This is a genomic window from Citrobacter sp. FP75, from assembly GCF_018342065.1.
Lineage (GTDB): Bacteria > Pseudomonadota > Gammaproteobacteria > Enterobacterales > Enterobacteriaceae > Citrobacter.
The window spans coordinates 73,263-90,704 of record NZ_JAFDOE010000008.1; the positions used below are offsets into that span (position 1 = coordinate 73,263).

The 17,442-nt window shown below is 51.6% G+C and carries 17 protein-coding genes; 8 read left to right on the top strand and 9 right to left on the bottom strand.

Annotated features, from left to right (window positions below; translation table 11 throughout):
* Positions 1–15: 15 nt before the first annotated feature.
* From JQ822_RS20945 to JQ822_RS20960, 4 genes are all read left to right on the top strand, one after another.
* Positions 16–1,044, top strand: a complete 1,029-nt coding sequence (locus JQ822_RS20945; RefSeq protein WP_213135075.1) for a DUF4097 family beta strand repeat-containing protein — start codon at positions 16–18, stop codon at positions 1,042–1,044.
* Position 1,045: 1 nt separating this feature from the next.
* Positions 1,046–3,274, top strand: coding sequence for a toxin-antitoxin system YwqK family antitoxin (locus JQ822_RS20950; RefSeq protein WP_213135076.1), 2,229 nt, complete (start codon positions 1,046–1,048; stop codon positions 3,272–3,274).
* A gap of 86 nt (positions 3,275–3,360) precedes the next feature.
* Complete coding sequence (locus JQ822_RS20955) at positions 3,361–4,665, top strand: SLC13 family permease (RefSeq protein WP_213135077.1); 1,305 nt, start codon at positions 3,361–3,363, stop codon at positions 4,663–4,665.
* 113 nt (positions 4,666–4,778) lie between these two features.
* Complete coding sequence (locus tag JQ822_RS20960) at positions 4,779–6,251, top strand: DASS family sodium-coupled anion symporter (protein ID WP_213135078.1); 1,473 nt, start codon at positions 4,779–4,781, stop codon at positions 6,249–6,251.
* Positions 6,252–6,292: 41 nt separating this feature from the next.
* Here JQ822_RS20960 and tpiA read toward each other — a convergent pair whose 3' ends face one another.
* Together tpiA and JQ822_RS20970 are read right to left on the bottom strand one after the other, a co-directional pair.
* Positions 6,293–7,060 carry a triose-phosphate isomerase gene (gene tpiA, locus JQ822_RS20965; protein ID WP_213135079.1) on the bottom strand — a complete coding sequence of 256 codons (768 nt, stop codon included), beginning with the start codon at positions 7,058–7,060 and terminating at the stop codon, positions 6,293–6,295.
* Between the two features lie 109 nt (positions 7,061–7,169).
* A complete protein-coding gene (locus JQ822_RS20970; protein ID WP_213135080.1) occupies positions 7,170–7,769 on the bottom strand; it encodes a YiiQ family protein in 600 nt (199 codons plus the stop codon).
* A 100-nt stretch (positions 7,770–7,869) separates the two neighbouring features.
* On the opposite strand from JQ822_RS20970, the gene JQ822_RS20975 reads away from it, so the two are divergent.
* Complete coding sequence (locus JQ822_RS20975) at positions 7,870–8,301, top strand: DUF805 domain-containing protein (RefSeq protein WP_213135081.1); 432 nt, start codon at positions 7,870–7,872, stop codon at positions 8,299–8,301.
* A gap of 42 nt (positions 8,302–8,343) precedes the next feature.
* Here the strand turns inward: JQ822_RS20975 and fpr are convergent, their stop codons facing one another.
* From fpr to JQ822_RS20995, 4 genes are all read right to left on the bottom strand, one after another.
* Complete coding sequence (fpr, locus tag JQ822_RS20980; RefSeq protein WP_213135082.1) at positions 8,344–9,090, bottom strand: ferredoxin--NADP(+) reductase; 747 nt, start codon at positions 9,088–9,090, stop codon at positions 8,344–8,346.
* A 95-nt stretch (positions 9,091–9,185) separates the two neighbouring features.
* Entirely contained in the window at positions 9,186–10,196 is a 1,011-nt protein-coding gene (glpX, locus tag JQ822_RS20985) for a class II fructose-bisphosphatase (protein ID WP_213135083.1), read from the bottom strand.
* 103 nt (positions 10,197–10,299) lie between these two features.
* Positions 10,300–11,808, bottom strand: coding sequence for a glycerol kinase GlpK (gene glpK / locus JQ822_RS20990; protein ID WP_213135084.1), 1,509 nt, complete (start codon positions 11,806–11,808; stop codon positions 10,300–10,302).
* A gap of 21 nt (positions 11,809–11,829) precedes the next feature.
* The gene (locus tag JQ822_RS20995) at positions 11,830–12,675 is read right to left on the bottom strand and encodes an MIP/aquaporin family protein (RefSeq protein WP_032490558.1); all 846 of its coding nucleotides are present in this window, start codon (positions 12,673–12,675) and stop codon (positions 11,830–11,832) included.
* 428 nt (positions 12,676–13,103) lie between these two features.
* On the opposite strand from JQ822_RS20995, the gene zapB reads away from it, so the two are divergent.
* The 3 genes from zapB to JQ822_RS21010 all read left to right on the top strand — a co-directional run bounded on the left by zapB (position 13,104) and on the right by JQ822_RS21010 (position 14,496).
* Positions 13,104–13,349 (top strand): septal ring assembly protein ZapB, encoded by a 246-nt coding sequence (gene zapB, locus JQ822_RS21000; RefSeq protein WP_006686209.1) that lies wholly within the window; start codon positions 13,104–13,106, stop codon positions 13,347–13,349.
* 92 nt (positions 13,350–13,441) lie between these two features.
* Entirely contained in the window at positions 13,442–14,110 is a 669-nt protein-coding gene (locus tag JQ822_RS21005) for a hypothetical protein (RefSeq protein ID WP_213135085.1), read from the top strand.
* Complete coding sequence (locus JQ822_RS21010) at positions 14,107–14,496, top strand: hypothetical protein (RefSeq protein WP_213135086.1); 390 nt, start codon at positions 14,107–14,109, stop codon at positions 14,494–14,496. The genes JQ822_RS21005 and JQ822_RS21010 overlap by 4 nt, the downstream gene beginning before the upstream one ends.
* A 36-nt stretch (positions 14,497–14,532) precedes the next feature.
* On the opposite strand, the gene rraA is transcribed toward JQ822_RS21010, so the two are convergent.
* The 3 genes from rraA to hslU all read right to left on the bottom strand — a co-directional run bounded on the left by rraA (position 14,533) and on the right by hslU (position 17,439).
* A complete protein-coding gene (gene rraA, locus JQ822_RS21015) occupies positions 14,533–15,018 on the bottom strand; it encodes a ribonuclease E activity regulator RraA (protein ID WP_003028798.1) in 486 nt (161 codons plus the stop codon).
* Positions 15,019–15,110: 92 nt separating this feature from the next.
* Positions 15,111–16,040 (bottom strand): 1,4-dihydroxy-2-naphthoate polyprenyltransferase, encoded by a 930-nt coding sequence (gene menA / locus JQ822_RS21020; protein WP_135323633.1) that lies wholly within the window; start codon positions 16,038–16,040, stop codon positions 15,111–15,113.
* 67 nt (positions 16,041–16,107) lie between these two features.
* Complete coding sequence (gene hslU / locus JQ822_RS21025) at positions 16,108–17,439, bottom strand: HslU--HslV peptidase ATPase subunit (protein ID WP_135323632.1); 1,332 nt, start codon at positions 17,437–17,439, stop codon at positions 16,108–16,110.
* Positions 17,440–17,442 lie beyond the last annotated feature (3 nt).

Below are 17,442 nucleotides of genomic sequence, written 5' to 3' on the forward strand. Positions count from 1 at the left end.
ATAATGGAGTCTAATATGAGAGCAGAGAATAAAACATTATCTGTGCTAAGTGCGGTTATACTTTTTTTAGGATTGTTGACGACATCTGTTAAGGCTAAAGAATATAACTGGCAATTACCAGAAAATAGCACCCTGACAGTGAATGTTGCTCGCGGAGCGTTGTTAATCGTGACGCGTAATGACAATAAACCACAGGTTACTTTGGATCTGCAAAAAGTAAATATCGCCCGCGAGTCAACGTTAACGACGCGTAAAATCACGGGTGATATTTCATCCGAAGAGCCACAGTGGTCGATCAATGGTCAGGCCGCGACGCTTACACTGCCTGCGCCTGCCGATATTGACTTGCAAAAGGTTAAAGGGGTGACGGCGGCGTTGAGTATTCCCGCTGGCGGTCAGTACGAAATTAATGGCACGCTGTCAAATGTGTATCTCAAAGGCACGAAAAATAATATCCGTATCAATGTGATTAATGGCAAGGTCAATGCACAAAATGCGGTCAGCGGAGATGTCGCCATTGACGTGATGAATGGCGACATTCTCACGGAAGCGATGAAAAGCAATCTGTCATTAAAACTGCGCAGTGGCTCTCTGACCGATAAAGGGTCTGAGGGGGCAATGAATATTGATCTGGTGAGCGGGGATTTAACGCTTAACTCACTGACTAAATCGCTCCACATCAGACAGACAACCGGCACGCAAGCTGTTGACGCGCCCTTTTGCGAAAACTTCAGTAACGATTTGCAAACCGGCAGCGGAACAATTCGCCTGGGAACGCCGCTGACTAAAGGGAATATTTTTTCAGCTGATGGTGAAATAACGACGGTAATCCCCGTTGACTGGCAGGGAAAGATTATTGCGAAGGGGGTTACAGGTCATAACATCGTTAATCAATTATCTGAGCAAAAGCCTGAGTCTGTTAAGCCACCGTTGGCGGATGAACATCTGGAATTAATACAGGGGACAGCGGAGAATGCTGAAATAACGCTCTCGACTATCGGGGGAGTATTTACACTCCAGCACCCAACGCAGGGAGGTAAATAAAATGAAAAACTGGATGTTAACCGCAATGCTTGGCGCTTCTTGTGTGTCCGCAAGCGCGATTGCTGCCGATCAAGGTAAACTGGTTCACGGGCCTTTAGCCACACATGATGGACAAACGCTTTCATTTTACCTGAAAGATAATAACGTCACGGCCTATTTTACCTCACCGGAAGAGACGGAAGATCATACCATATCGGATTATGAACTGATCGAAAATCACCAGTACGCGTTGGGAAATGTCTCTATTGTCGCTGTTTTTTTTCAGGATTTGGATCAGGGCGGGCAGGATGAAGTTATCGTGATGTACCGTGATGAGACTGGAAAACCTCATCTTCGTGCCTGGGGAGCCGATCCCGATCGGGCGCTACCTCTTACCCGTTTTACACCACAACTGGAGAAGGTGGCAATATCGCTGAATCCATTTACCGTTGCCAGTGCGCGCAAAGCGATTGGTCATTTGTTGCCGCAGCAATATTTAGTGCTCGATTATCCGCAGAATTTAGCCGATCCGGTTTTTAACGAACTTCTTGCTGCGCCGGATAAATACCGTTCCAGATTCCTACGGTATTTTGATGAGATAGGCGATGATGCCAGTAACCTGAAGGACGCGAGTGGCTATTCCATTGTTTTTCCAGACAAGGTTATCGAACGCGTAAATGATAAAGGTGAAAAAACACGCTACACGCTGACGATGGATATTATCCGTCAGGGCACTTGTGGAATGGATGAACACGGTTTTGTCATAAGTGGTCTTTATTACCAGAACGTAACCGCCAGCAATGAGCATATAAAAGAAGGGCCATTTGCTGATTTCAGTCTACAAGGATGTCATTTAGTTCCGAATCTTTTGGGGCAATATCATCTGAATGCATTTGAGGGTGAGGTAACACATTATAGTGCCGAAGAAGGGCGATTACTTGAGAAAGGGAATTACCACGAAGGTGAGCGTGACGGGCTTTGGCAAGAATATAACATTGAATTTCAGCGCCAGGAAGGAAAGTATCTTCAGGATGAAAAGGATGGTGTATGGCAGACCTTTTCTGACGCTGGAGACGTTGTTGCGGTGGAAACCTGGCAGAACAAAATGTTAAACGGATTCTGGCAGCGGAAGGTCCAGCAAAAGGGTAATGAATCGGCGTGGGTCATTGAGGAGGAAGGGAAATATCTCAATGGGAATAAGGAGGGGGTCTGGAAAGAAACGCTGACCACTGCGCCCCATTATGCGCAATATCATAATGGATTGCTGGAGGGTGAACAGCGCGTTACCAACCCTGCGGGACAAAATATCGAAGTTAAACACTACCTGCATGGCTTATTAAATGGAGAAAGCAAAGAATGGTTTGCTAATGGCAACTTAAAAAGGCTTGCAAACTATTCAAATGGTCAGTTACAGGGCGAAGAGATTTATTACGAGGAGAATGGCCTGGTATCTGAACTTCGCCATTGGAAGATCATTTCAGCTGCGGATAGCGGTTTGTGTAAAGATATTGAGAATCAGGAGAATTGCGATCGGCGCACATCTAATTTGACCGCTTCGGCAAAAGACGGCGAATGGCGCTCCTGGCATCAAGAAGGGGGGTTGGCATCGTTAGTAAACTGGAAAAATGGCGAACAATTTGGCGGAGAATACAAGTTTAACCATTCTGGAAAGTTGTTTTCTTATGCGCGCTGGGAGGGGGGGAGTTATCCAGTAGAAAGTACCAGTTATGACTATTCGAGCTCAGATGATTATAACCATAAACCTATCCATATGCGGCTGTCGGCTGATTCGCATGTTATCAGGAAGGGACTGACAGAGCAGTCGACCTTTCAGGGGGGCGATAATAGTTTAATGCGACAAAATTTCTGGTGTACGACGTCGTGGACCGCTGGGGCGGTTTGTGGGATGGAATACTGGTGGCATAACTCCGGTTTTTTGGCATCAAAAGTACTGCAACACAATAACCGGAAAATCGAAAGTACCAGTTGGGATGATGAGGGTGTGATTGATCGGCAGTTAGTGAAAACCTCAGAGAGCACCTTTAGCGATCGCTTCTATTACGATGGTGTGTTGTACAGCAACACGGTGCGTTTGGCGACGACCTATCATGACGGCAATGAAGATGTGGTCACGGTGGATCCGTCCGGCACAGGCGTCAATTACTATTACGATAAGCAAGGCAATGAAGTGTCCATTGAAGAGCTGCGCAAGCAACGCAAATCAGGTGAATTTAAACGCCTTTCTGAGTAAGCGTAGTGAGTAACCCCACCTAATCTGGCGTTTACTCCGCATGCCTGTCCCCGTATTCTTGTTGAAAAAAACAACAGGAGACAGGCATGTCGCTCTGGCTTACACACCCTCTGTTTATCCCCTCTCTGGTGGTTGGCATCACCATCCTGCTCTGGGCGACCTCGTTGCTGCCGGAGTTCATCACGGCGCTGATTTTCTTTGCCGTAGCGATGGTGGCCAAAATCGCGCCGCCGGAGGTGATCTTCGGCGGCTTTGCCTCGTCGGCGTTCTGGCTGGTTTTCAGCGGTTTTGTGTTGGGCATCGCGATCCGTAAAACGGGGCTGGCAGACAGGGCGGCGCGCGCGTTGTCATCCCGACTGACCGATTCCTGGCCGTTGATGGTGGCGAGCGTGGTGCTGCTGAGCTACGCGCTGGCGTTTGTGATGCCGTCCAATATGGGGCGTATTGCATTACTGATGCCGATTGTCGCGGCGATGGCGAAACGGGCCGGAATTAATGATGGTACGCGTGCCTGGTATGGTCTGGCGCTGGCCGTGGGTTTTGGTACCTTCCAGCTTTCTGCGACGATTTTACCCGCTAACGTGCCGAATCTGGTGATGAGCGGCGCAGCGGAAGGCTCTTACGGTATCCATCTTAATTATCTTCCCTATTTGCTGCTGCATACGCCGGTGCTGGGCTGGCTCAAAGGCGCGGTACTCATCGTACTTATCTGCTGGCTGTTCCCCGGTAAGCCCCATGCCCCACGCGATGTCACGCCGCCTGCGCCGATGAGTGGGGATGAAAAACGACTGGCCTGGATGCTGGCGGTGGTGCTGTTGATGTGGGTCAGCGAAAGCTGGCACGGCATCGGTCCGGCGTGGACCGGGCTGGTGGCAGCGATCATTACGCTGCTACCTCGGGTTGGCTTTATCAATGGCGAGGAGTTTTCCTCTGGGGTGAACATCCGCACCTGTATTTACGTCGCGGGGATTCTGGGGCTGGCGATCACCGTCACGCAAACCGGTATTGGTCGCGCGGTGGGTGAGGCGTTGTTACAGGTTATGCCGCTGGATGCAGAAAAACCGTTTACCAGCTTCCTGGCGTTAACCGGCATTACCACCGCGCTCAATTTTATTATGACCGCCAACGGCGTTCCGGCGCTGTATACCACGCTGGCGCAGAGCTTTGCCGATGCAACAGGGTTCCCGTTGCTGTCGGTGATTATGATTCAGGTGCTGGGCTATTCCACGCCGCTATTGCCGTATCAGGCTTCGCCGATCGTGGTGGCAATGGCGCTCGGGAAAGTGCCTGCAAGGGCCGGGATGCTGCTGTGTATCGCACTGGCGGCGGCAACGTATCTGATCCTTCTGCCGCTGGATTACGCCTGGTTTACTGTGTTGGGAAAACTATAGTTTCATCGCGGTGTTAATTATTTGTTTTGTGAGATGATGAATTGTTTTATGTAGGCTGATAGCGGTTAATACCCGGGCGCAGATTTGCGTACTGGAAACTCAAGGATTGACTCATGGACAGATTGACCCCCATCCGCTGTTGGCCTGCCATTATCTCGATCGTAATTACGCTAACCATCTGGTTTGTTATCCCGTGTCCTCCTGACGTAACTCCCGAAGCGTGGCACCTGCTGGCGCTGTTTATCGGTACGATCGCGGCGATTATCGGGAAAGCCATGCCCATTGGTGCTATTGCGATTGTGGCGATTATGCTGGTGGCAATGACCGGCGTGACGCATCCCGGCAAACCTACCGCAGCGCTGAGTGATGCGCTGAGCGGCTTTTCGAATCAACTGATTTGGCTTATCGGTATTTCCATCATGCTATCGCAAAGCCTACTGAAAACGGGGTTGGGCGCGCGAATTGGCTATGGGTTTATTGCCTTGTTTGGTAAACGGACGCTGGGTATTGCCTGGGCATTAACCCTGGCGGAAACGCTGATAGCCCCCGTGACGCCAAGCAATACCGCGCGTGGCGGCGGGATTATTCACCCGGTGATGCGGGCGATTGCCGAAAGCCTGGGTTCTCAGCCGGGAGATAAGGAAAATGGTTCTACGGGCCGCTATCTGGCTCTGGTGAACTACAACATTAACCCGATCACGTCGGCGATGTTTATTACCGCGACCGCGCCTAACCCGTTAATTGTCAGCTTTTTGACCAAAGGGACGGATGGGGTGCTGAATATGACCTGGGGGATGTGGGCCATCGCCGCACTTCTCCCTGCGGTGGTCTCACTGGTAGTGATGCCCATTATTATCTGGTGGCTCTATCCGCCAGCCATCACGCGCACACCAAATGCGCCGCAGTTCGCGCGACAAAAACTGGATGCGCTGGGCCCGCTTTCACTGGCAGAGAAAATCACCCTTGCGGTCTTTATTTTGCTGCTGTGCCTGTGGGCGGGGGTTCCTGCGATGATCATGGGCAGTACCTGGGCCGTTAACCCCACCAGTGCGGCGTTAATCGGCTTATCAATCCTGTTAGTGACAGGCGTATTAAGCTGGGACGATATTCTAAAATGCCGCGGGGCGTGGGATACGATAGTCTGGTTTGCCGCGCTGGTCATGATGGCGGACTTCCTGAGTAAACTGGGCCTGGTCGGCTGGCTGGCGACCAGCGTGGGGAGCGCCATCGATCATCTCGGCGTTCACTGGAGTATTGCCACGCTGCTGCTGATCCTGCTGTACGTCTATTCGCACTACTTTTTTGCCAGTACGACTGCGCATATTACGGCGATGTTCGCTGCGTTCTTTGCCGCGGGATTAGGACTTGGCGCGCCACCAGCGCTGCTTGGCCTGATGCTGGGATTTTCATCCTCGTTAATGATGTCGCTCACGCACTATGGCACGGGTACTGCGCCCATCATTTTTGGCTCGGGTTACGTCACGCTGGCTGAGTGGTGGAAAACAGGGCTGGTGATGAGTGTGGCTAACCTGACGATCTGGGGGATAACGGGTGCCTTTTGGTGGCACTGGCTGGGATACTGGTAATGCGGGGATGAGAAGGGGGGCGATGCCCCCCTTGCAACAACTTAAGCCTGTTTAGCGGCTTCCGCTGCCTTAACGATCACGGCGAAGGCGTCTGCTTTCAGAGAAGCTCCACCTACCAGCGCACCGTCGATGTCCGGCTGTGCGAACAGTTCTGCCGCGTTAGCTGCGTTTACGGAACCGCCGTACTGGATGATAACCTGCTGCGCGATTTTCGCGTCAGCTTTAGCAATGTGGTCACGGATGAATTTGTGAACAGCCTGAGCCTGTGCCGGAGTTGCAGATTTGCCGGTACCGATAGCCCATACTGGTTCGTAAGCGATAACTACGCCTTCGAATGCTGCCGCGCCCTGAGTCTTCAGTACTGCATCGATCTGACGTGCACATACTTCTTCCGTTTTGCCTGCTTCGTTTTCTGCTTCGGTTTCACCGATGCACAGAACCGGAATCAGACCCTGCTCTTTCAGCACGGCGAATTTTTTAGCGATCAGTTCGTCAGACTCTTTGTGGTAAGTACGACGCTCAGAGTGACCGATAATGATGTATTTCGCGCCGATATCTTTCAGCATTTCAGCAGACGTTTCGCCGGTGAATGCGCCAGACAGGTTCAGGTCAACGTTCTGCGCGCCCAGGATGATGTGGCTACCGGCTGCGGCGTGGTTCGCCAGGTCGATATACATTTCCGGCGGAGCGATTGCTACTGCACAGCCAGCAACGCCAGCCAGTTCTTTACGCAGATTAGCAACCAGTTCGTTTACCATGTGGCGGCTGCCGTTCAGTTTCCAGTTACCCATCACTAAAGGATGTCGCATTTCATTTCTCCACGCTTGTCAGCGAATTAAGGAATATGGCCGCCCGTTTAGGGCAGCATGGTCTGTGAAACAGTATAGAGATTGATCATCACGAAGGCTTTGCTTTTTGTCATTTATTCGACCCTTCGAGGTTTTCAGATAGCGCCAGCTTAATCGGTTCAACAGCGAAGGTCAGCCCCTTTTCGCCGTTATCTGCCACGACATAGCGAATTGCGCCCTCGGTTTCTGCGTAGTAGTGCTTACCTTTGCCAGCGGCGAGCAGTTTTTGCAGCTTTTTCTGGCTTTGTTCTTTGGTCAGTAAGGGGGCCACGGTGCGGATAACGGCGCTCATGTATTCCAGCGCTTTCGCTTTGGCGGCCTTTTGTTCCGGCCCCTGAATCGGCAGCCAGGTTATCTGCATGCTTTTGATTTTCAGCGTACCTCGCTCAAGGGCCGATGACGCATACAGGTTTTCATTGATCTTACTGGCAGCGCGAGTCAGGTTGGCCTTATCGCGACTGCTGTCGATAGCGCGGAACTCATTCAATGCAAGCTTCGGATTCTGCGTATTAAAGTTTTCACGAAATTGGCTGATCGACAGATCAAACGTCGGTGCGCCCGCCAGCAGGTAGGGGGCCGTGGTTGCCGTCGAGGGCTCTTCCGCCAGTACCGCAGTGCTTACGGACAGGGCTGAAAACAGTAATAAAAACAGAGTAAATCCTTGCTTCATCAATCGTACCTTTCGTTATGACTGACCACGATTAAAACGGTAACCGTCGGGCTTGTCAAAAGGGTAAACTGTTCTGGAAGGTAATAATAAAGGAACTTACATGACCATACAGCAGTGGTTATTCTCAATTAAAGGGCGTATCGGACGCCGTGATTTCTGGATTTGGGTCGGCCTCTGGATTGTCGGTATGCTGGTTCTGTTCTCGCTGGCGAGCAAAAAGCTCCTCGATATTCAGACGGCGGCCTTTTGCCTGGTGTGTTTGTTGTGGCCAACGGCGGCGGTGACGGTAAAACGTCTGCATGACCGGGGGCGCTCTGGCGCGTGGGCGTTATTGATGGTTCTGGCGTGGATGCTGCTGGCGGGAAACTGGGCGATGTTACCCAGTGTATTGCCGTGGGTAGTCGGGCGCTTTGTCCCCACGCTGATTCTGGTCGGCATGCTCATTGACCTGGGCGCGTTTGTTGGCACCCAGGGCGAGAATAAGTTTGGCAAGGATATGCAGGATGTGAAGTATAAAGCCGACCAAAAATAGTTTGTCGACCGGATAAGGCGCGCCGCCATCCGGCAAAAATCATTACCAGTAATGCTCAGCAGTCATATGACCCGGTCGGCGACGCAGGTGTTTGGTCATCTGCCGGGTCTCTTTCAGTAACTGCTGGGTATCGCGCACCATCTGTGGGTTCCCACAGAGCATCACATGGCTGGTGGCAGTATCTATGGGCAGGCCAACCGCGTTTTCCAGCTCGCCGCTTTCAATCAGTGCGGGGACGCGACCAGTAAGCGAGCCAGCGGCCGTTTCACGACTGACAACCGTCTGGATGCGTAATTTCCCTTCGTAACGCTTTTCCAGCGCCTGCATCAACGGCAGATAGCTTAAATCGGCGGCATAACGCGCGGCGTGGACCAGAACCAGATTTTTAAAGCGATCGAGATCTTTGCCCTGTTGCAGAATGGACAGATAGGGGCCGATCGCCGTGCCGGTTGCCAGCATCCACAGCGTATCGCAATCGGGGATTTCATCCAGCACGAAGAAGCCAGCGGCTTCACTCACCACCTGTACATCATCACCAGGCTTCAGTGCAGCCAGACGCGGGCTGAGCTTTCCGTCAGGAACCGTCACCAGGTAAAACTCTAAATCGGGATTGTCAGGGGCATTCACGTAGGAATAGGCGCGCTGGACGCGCTCGCCGTCGATCTCAAGGCCAAGCTTGGTAAACTGACCTGCAGTGAAGGGGAGAACCGGCGCGCGCACGGTTAAACTAAACAGGGCGTCGGTCCAGTTCTGCACCTTTGTGACTTTACCTGTTACCCAATCTGCCATGGTTTTCTCCTGTCTGCTTTGATTGCCTTATCTTCGTTCGTTGCACGAAAGATTTCCAGCCCGGATGGACTGGAAGGCTCTATTGATCAAATCAATTACAGGATGTGCGCCTGCACATCGGGATCTTTGCGATCGAGATAGTGAATCGACTGAATACGACGGATCGTGCGTGACTTGCCGCGGATCAGCAGCGTTTCGGTGGTGGCGATATTACCTTTACGGCTAATCCCATCCAGAAGATCGCCTTTGGTGATGCCGGTCGCGGAGAAGATAACGTTATCGCTGCGCGCCATTTCGTCCAGACGCAGCGCTTTACCAGCTTCGATACCCATGGCCTGGCAGCGAGCCAGTTCTTGCTCGCCAATGCGACGGTTCTCTTCGCTGTCGCCTTTGACGTCATGACGTGCCAGCAGACGCCCCTGCATGTCGCCATCCAGCGCGCGGATAACGGCGGCAGAAACCACGCCTTCCGGCGCACCGCCAATGCCGTACAGCACGTCAACTTCGCTGTCTGGCATGCAGGTCAGAATGGAGGCTGCGACGTCACCGTCGGGAATGGCAAACACCCGCACGCCCAGCTTTGCCATCTCGGCAATAACGTCATCGTGGCGAGGCTTGGCCAGAATTGTCACGGTCAGTTCGCCGAGCGGCTTGCTGAGTGCGGCGGCGATGTTACGCAGGTTAGCTTCGAGCGACAGGTTCAGGTCGATAGCCCCTTTTGCGCCCGGCCCGACAATCAGCTTCTCCATGTACATATCCGGCGCGTTGAGGAAGCAGCCTTTGTCACCAACCGCGAGGACCGCCAGCGCATTCGCCTGACCCATCGCCGTCATGCGCGTACCTTCGATAGGGTCGACCGCAATATCTACGGCATCGCCAAGACCGGTACCGACTTTTTCACCGATAAACAGCATCGGCGCTTCATCAATCTCACCCTCGCCAATCACGATGGTGCCGTCAATATTGACCTGGTTAAGCATAATACGCATGGCGTTCACCGCCGCGCCGTCAGCGGTATTTTTATCGCCGCGACCCAGCCATTTATAGCCAGCCAGCGCCGCCGCTTCAGTCACGCGTGAAAATTCAATGGCAAGTTCTCGTCTCATTGCAAACTCGTAGCAGAAAGGAATGGCGCGAAGTGTAGCACAGGGGAGGGCGGTGGATTATTGATGTATGTGCGGGGTTACCCCCGCACTTGTGTGACAGGAATTACTCTTCGTGGTCTTCCCACGCCAGGGCGCGTTTCACGGCTTTTTTCCAGCCGCTGTAACGGAAGTTACGCTCGGTGGTTTCGATGCCTGGGCGGAATTCGCGCTCGATGACTGCTTTTTCCTGCAGCTCATCCAGGTTTTGCCAGAAGCCTACTGCCAGGCCTGCCAGATACGCGGCTCCCAGCGCGGTGACTTCGCGAACTTCCGGGCGTTCCACGCGGGTGCCAAGAATGTCGGACTGGAACTGCATCAGGAAGTTGTTGGCGACCGCACCGCCGTCAACGCGCAGCGCGTGCAGACGAATACCGGAGTCGGCCTGCATCGCTTCCAGCACATCGCGGGTCTGGTAAGCGATAGACTCAAGCGTAGCACGGATGATGTGGTTGGAGTTTACGCCACGGGTCAGGCCGAAGATGGCGCCACGGGCATACGGGTCCCAGTACGGCGCACCCAGACCGGTGAAGGCCGGAACCACGTACACACCGTTGGTATCCTTCACTTTGGTGGCGAAATATTCGGAGTCGAACGCATCGCTGATGAGTTTCATTTCATCACGCAGCCACTGGATAGATGCGCCTGCCATAAACACGGCCCCTTCCAGCGCGTAGTTCACTTCCCCGGTCGGACCGCAGGCGATGGTGGTCAGCAGCCCGTTTTCAGACTTAACGGCTTTCTCACCGGTATTCATCAGCATGAAGCAGCCGGTGCCGTAGGTATTTTTCGCCATCCCTTCTTTCACGCACAGCTGACCGAACAGCGCGGCCTGCTGATCGCCTGCGATGCCCGAGATAGGAATACGCGTGCCGCCTTTACCGCCAATGTTGGTCTGACCGTAGACTTCAGAAGAACGACGCACTTCCGGCAGCATGGCACGCGGAACGTCCAGCGCGTCCAGCATTTTGTCGTCCCAGTCCAGGGTATGGATGTTGAACAGCATGGTACGTGAGGCGTTGGTGTAATCCGTGACGTGTACGCGCCCCTGGGTCATTTTCCAGATAAGCCAGGTGTCTACGGTACCGAACAGCAGTTCGCCGCGACGAGCGCGCTCACGCGAGCCTTCTACGTGGTCGAGGATCCACTTCACTTTGGTGCCGGAGAAGTACGGGTCAATGACCAGTCCGGTGTTGTTGCGGACGTATTCTTCCATGCCGTCACGCTTGAGTTTCTCGCAGATATCCGCGGTACGGCGGCACTGCCAGACAATGGCGTTATAGATTGGTTTACCGGTTTCACGTTCCCAGACGATGGTGGTTTCACGCTGGTTGGTAATGCCGATCGCTGCAATTTCGTCAGAACTGATATCGGCTTTCGCCAGAACTTCTACCAGCGTGGAGCTTTGGGTTGCCCAAATTTCCATGGGGTCGTGTTCTACCCAACCTGCTTTTGGATAGATTTGCTCGAATTCGCGCTGTGAAACGGCAACGATATTCGCATCGTGGTCCATTACGACCGCGCGGGAGCTGGTGGTGCCCTGGTCGAGCGCAACGATATATTTTTTCTCAGTCATGTTTTTTGTCCCGTAGTCACATTACAGCGAAGCTTTTTGTTGAGTGTTGGCCGCAGCGTCTTTCTCTTCAATCGCGCAGACATCACACGGTAAATGACGACCAATCAGTTTGCGATATGCCCATGCGCCCAAAATCGCGCCGGTAATCGGGCCAAACACCGGTACCAGGAAGTAAGGGATATCGCGACCACCCGTGAAGGCAATCTCACCCCATCCCGCCATCCAGGCGAAGAGTTTCGGTCCAAAGTCACGTGCCGGATTCATCGCAAAACCGGTCAGTGGGCCCATGGAAGCACCAATAACGGCAATCAATAAGCCGATCAGCAGCGGTGCCAGCGGACCACGAGGTACACCGTTACCATCGTCGGTCAGCGCCAGAATCAGCCCCATTAGAATAGCGGTAATGACCATTTCAACCGCGAAGGCCTGCACAAAATTGATATGCGGGTTCGGATAGGTGGAGAAAGTGCCAGCCAGACCCAGACTTTCGGTACTGCCGCGCACGATATGGTTGGTTTGTTCAAAGTCGATGAAAAGATTGTAATAAAGCCCGTAAACCAATGCCGCTGCGCAAAAGGCGCCGGCAATTTGTGAAATGATAAAAGGAACAACTTTACGCTTGTCAAAGCAGGCAAACAGCCACAGTGCGATGGTTACCGCCGGATTCAGGTGTGCACCAGAAACACCTGCTGTCAGATAGATAGCCATCGCTACCCCCAGACCCCAGATGATACTGATTTCCCACTGACCAAAAGTAGCCCCAGCCACTTTGAGTGCAGCGACACATCCCACACCGAAGAAAATCAACAACCCGGTACCGAGGAATTCAGCAATGCACTGGCCTTTCAAGGTTGATGTTTGACTCATAATCGGATCCTGAAGAGAGATTAATGTTTATTGTGTGCGAGAAGGTCACTGACATCCCCGGAGCCGGTAGGCACACTGTTAATTTATCGTTAACGAGCAAAAACGAGAAATATCGAAATTAAAATGTGTGTACTGCATCAACAAAATGAGCGTTTTCGCGCTACTACGAGGCATTTGTTATACATAATTAGTGTGAGCTGAATCATTTCATTAACCAATATGTTAACACTTTGGAGTTATAAGGGATTTGTCGCCAGGACAAAGATTAAAAGTGTTGTAAACCGCAATCTACGCGGGATGCTGCTGGACAGCGATGGCGCGGCTTCATACAATCGGAGCTAAGTAGAGAACGCGCGTTTTTATTAAGGCGTCACCGGTTATCGGGACGAGGATTTTTATCCATCAACGCCTTGCAATTCAGGAGAGGTATGACGATGTCATTAGAAGTGTTTGAGAAACTGGAAGCAAAAGTACAGCAGGCGATTGATACCATCACGCTGTTGCAGATGGAAATCGAAGAGCTGAAAGAAAAGAACAACTCACTGTCGCAGGAAGTTCAGTCTGCACAGCAGCAGCGTGAAGAGCTGGAACGTGAGAACAACAACCTGAAAGAACAGCAGAGCGGCTGGCAGGATCGTCTGCATGCTCTCCTGGGCCGTATGGAAGAAGTCTAATTCTGATTTCTTTAAAAAGGCATCCATTATGGATGCCTTTTTACTATGTAGAGATTAGGATATCGTAACTTTTAAATTCCAAAGAATACGATATGACAAAACGAAACGATATTATTGATGACTCGGATCGACTTATCACTAGAGATATTAGATATGGTCTTATCTATACAGAGAATCTAGGATGGATTGATTTAGGCCATGCTAATCCGGCAGGTGCTGAGCAATTATGGTTTGAAATGACAAGGCCTCGTGGTGGTGATAGTGAGTTTTATGAAGTGAATTATCATCAAAGTATGTCCAAAAATATTCATGGCATAAATATTAATACTGGTATATATCGTAGATTTATGGTGCGACGAGGATTGCAGGAGCGAACCTTACAAGGTATTGCTTTATCGATATTCTTAGGTACGTCACATCGCTTTGAATCCTTACAGGACTTTTGGCCTTATGTTTATTTAACTGATAGTGGTTATAGTGCCGAAGATTTGGTCTCAAATCTATTTGGTTTTTACCAGGCAGTAAATTATGCAGATTACACCTCTTATCTTCAGATATGCTCGAAAGAAAAGGCTTATCGTATCTGGGACTTCTATGGCCCAGTTGGTGAGTTTAAGAACAAAAGTGTTATTCCGTTACTGTTTCCTGATCCTATCGATAAAGACAAGAAACATGAACCCTATTCGGGTGAATTACCTTTATTTATGGATGTAATAGAACCTGTTGCGAATCCTGATTATGTTCGGGAACTCCGCATATGAAATCCAGAAAATTAGGTTTCATTATTGTATTTATAATTTTCATTGCGCTACTTTATTGTTATTTCATGGCGAGCATTTTTACAGAAACACGCTACACACAACAAAATTTATTATTTTATCATCTGCTAACACCGAAACCTCTTAAACAGGTTCCAAGGGTATCCAGCGACTGGTTTTTTGTAAGCTATGCAGATGAAGGTAGCCATCTTCAACGCAGTGAAATAATCTTTACCGGGATACAAAAGAGTGGCGTTCAGATAGCTGAGGATGAATTAAATGCTTATATCGGAACTTATCCTGCCAGTCGTGAGATGATGAGTGTTGTTGTCGAAGAAAAACATGAAAAGTATGATATTAAAGTCATTCATTACGCATCAAATGAATAAAAAAAGGCCATCAGCAAATTTGATGGCCTTTTTTACTTACTCGATATCAAGCGGGTCTTCGGAGAGGATGATGCCGGTGTTGTCGGCGTACAGGTGGTCGCCGGAGAAGAACGTCACGCCACCGAAGTTGACGCGCACATCGCTTTCTCCAATGCCTTCACCTGCGGCACCCACCGGAATAGCGGCAATCGCCTGAATGCCGATATCCAGTTCTTCCAGATCGTCTACCTGGCGTACTGAGCCGTAGATGACCAGACCTTCCCATTCGTTCTGTACCGCCAGACGTGCCAGTTCGGCATCGACTAGCGCACGACGGACAGAACCGCCGCCATCGACCAGCAGAATGCGACCACGGCCATTTTGTTCGAGCAGATCGTACAGCAACCCGTTGTCCTCGAAACATTTTACCGTGATGATTTGTCCGCCAAACGACGACCGTCCTCCAAAGTTAGAGAACAGTGGTTCCACGACGTTGACATCTTCCTGATAGATGTCACAAAGCTCGGATGTATCGTATTTCATAGGCTCAACGTTCAGTTGCTGCGAGAATTTTTAGTATATCGCGCTATGTGTACTGTTGGCAAAATCATCAATTGTTAATTGATATTTGTCAGTTAAACAGACCACTGGCTTAAGAAAATCCCAACAACAAACAGCAGGTTAGTTAACAGTGCTGCTTTGACGGTGCGTTCGAGCATCGGACGCATTGCCGCTGGATCCATTTCACGCATTACGTATCGCGCCTGCTTAATCAGTAGCGGGGCGGCGAGGATAAACAGCCATCCCCACAAGCTTTGCAGCGAAAACAGGTTAAACAGCGCCAGGCAGACCAGCGTACCCATCAGCAGACAGGCATGGTAACGACGTGCGTTAACAGCGCCCAGACGCACTACCAGCGTGTTTTTACCGTTCTCTTTGTCGCTATTGATATCGCGCAGGTTGTTAACGTTAAGCACGGCGGTGGCCAGCAGGCCGCAGGCGGTAGCTGGCAGAATGAGTGCGGGAATCAGCGTATGCGCCTGCAGATACCAACTGCCCATAACGCTCAGCCAGCCGAAGAAGACCAGCACGGAAATATCACCGAGCCCGATGTAGCCATAAGGGCGATTGCCAACGGTATAGGTGATCGCGGCGATAATCGACAGGCCACCGAGCACCAGGAAGCCGACAAAATCAGCCATCGTGTGGCAGGCCACCGCCACCAGCGCCAGGCCAGACAGACAGATTAAGGCCACGGTGACAATCAGTGCGCGCTTCATCTGCTGTTGGGTGATGACCCCTTTTTGCATACCGCGCAGTGGCCCAATGCGGTCAGGCTTGTCGCTGCCTTTGACGGCGTCGCCATAGTCGTTCGCAAGATTGGACAGGATTTGCAGCAGTCCTGCGGTGATCAATGCCAGCAGAGCCACCAACGGATCGAAATACCCTTGCCACCATGCTAATGCCGTACCGACGATGATCGCCGCAAAGGCGAGCGGTAAGGTCTTAGGTCGTAAACTTTCCAGCCAGGCTTGTGAGCGGCTAATTTGTTGTTGTTCAGTCATATTTAGCGCCAATAAAAATGGGGCTTTATCAGCCCCATCAACAGTGATGAAAATGCATTGAACGCGATTATAGGATAAAACGGCTCAGATCTTCATCTGCGACCAGCGCATCCAGATGTTTGCTCACATATTCGGCATCAATTGTGATGCTTTGGCCGTTCAAATCGCTCGCATCATAGGAAATATCTTCCATCAGACGTTCAAGCACGGTGTGCAGACGACGGGCACCGATGTTCTCGGTGGTTTCGTTGACCTGCCAGGCGGCTTGAGCGATGCGCTTGATGCCATCTTCTGTGAACTCAATATTCACGCCCTCAGTCGCCATCAGCGCTTTGTACTGCACGGTGATGGAGGCATTTGGTTCAGTCAGGATACGCTCAAAATCGCTGGTGGTCAGCGCCTGCAGCTCGACACGAATCGGCAGACGACCCTGCAGTTCCGGGATCAGGTCGGACGGTTTAGCCACCTGGAACGCACCCGAAGCGATAAACAGAATGTGATCGGTTTTCACCATGCCGTGCTTGGTGGAGACGGTGCAGCCTTCAACCAGCGGCAGCAGGTCGCGCTGTACGCCTTCACGGGAAACGTCCGGGCCGGAGGATTCGCCGCGCTTACAGATTTTGTCGATTTCGTCGATAAACACGATCCCGTGCTGCTCAACGGCGTCGATGGCGTCTTGTTTCAGCTCTTCCGGGTTTACCAGCTTCGCCGCTTCTTCCTCAATCAACAGCTTCATGGCTTCTTTGATTTTCAGCTTACGCGGTTTTTGTTTCTGGCCGCCCAGGTTCTGGAACATGGACTGCAGCTGGCTGGTCATCTCTTCCATACCCGGAGGCGCCATAATTTCAACACCCATCGGCGCGGCGGCGAGATCGATTTCAATCTCTTTGTCGTCCAGTTGGCCTTCACGCAATTTTTTACGGAATGCCTGACGCGCAGCGGAAGGTTCCTGCGGCTGCTCAGACTGCCCCCAGTTATTTTTAGCCGGTGGGATCAGCACGTCGAGAATGCGCTCTTCCGCCATTTCTTCGGCGCGAAAGCGGTTTTTCTCGATAGCCTGAACGCGGACCATTTTAATGGCAGAATCGGTCAGATCGCGGATGATGGAGTCAACTTCTTTACCCACATAGCCGACTTCGGTGAATTTCGTGGCTTCAACTTTGATGAACGGCGCGTTGGCCAGTTTTGCCAGACGACGGGCGATTTCGGTTTTACCGACGCCGGTTGGGCCAATCATCAGAATATTTTTTGGCGTGACTTCATGGCGCAGCTCTTCGTCGAGCTGCATACGGCGCCAGCGGTTACGCAGGGCAATCGCCACGGAACGCTTGGCGTTGTCCTGGCCGATGATATGTTTGTTCAGTTCGCTGACAATTTCGCGTGGGGTCATTTCAGACATGGG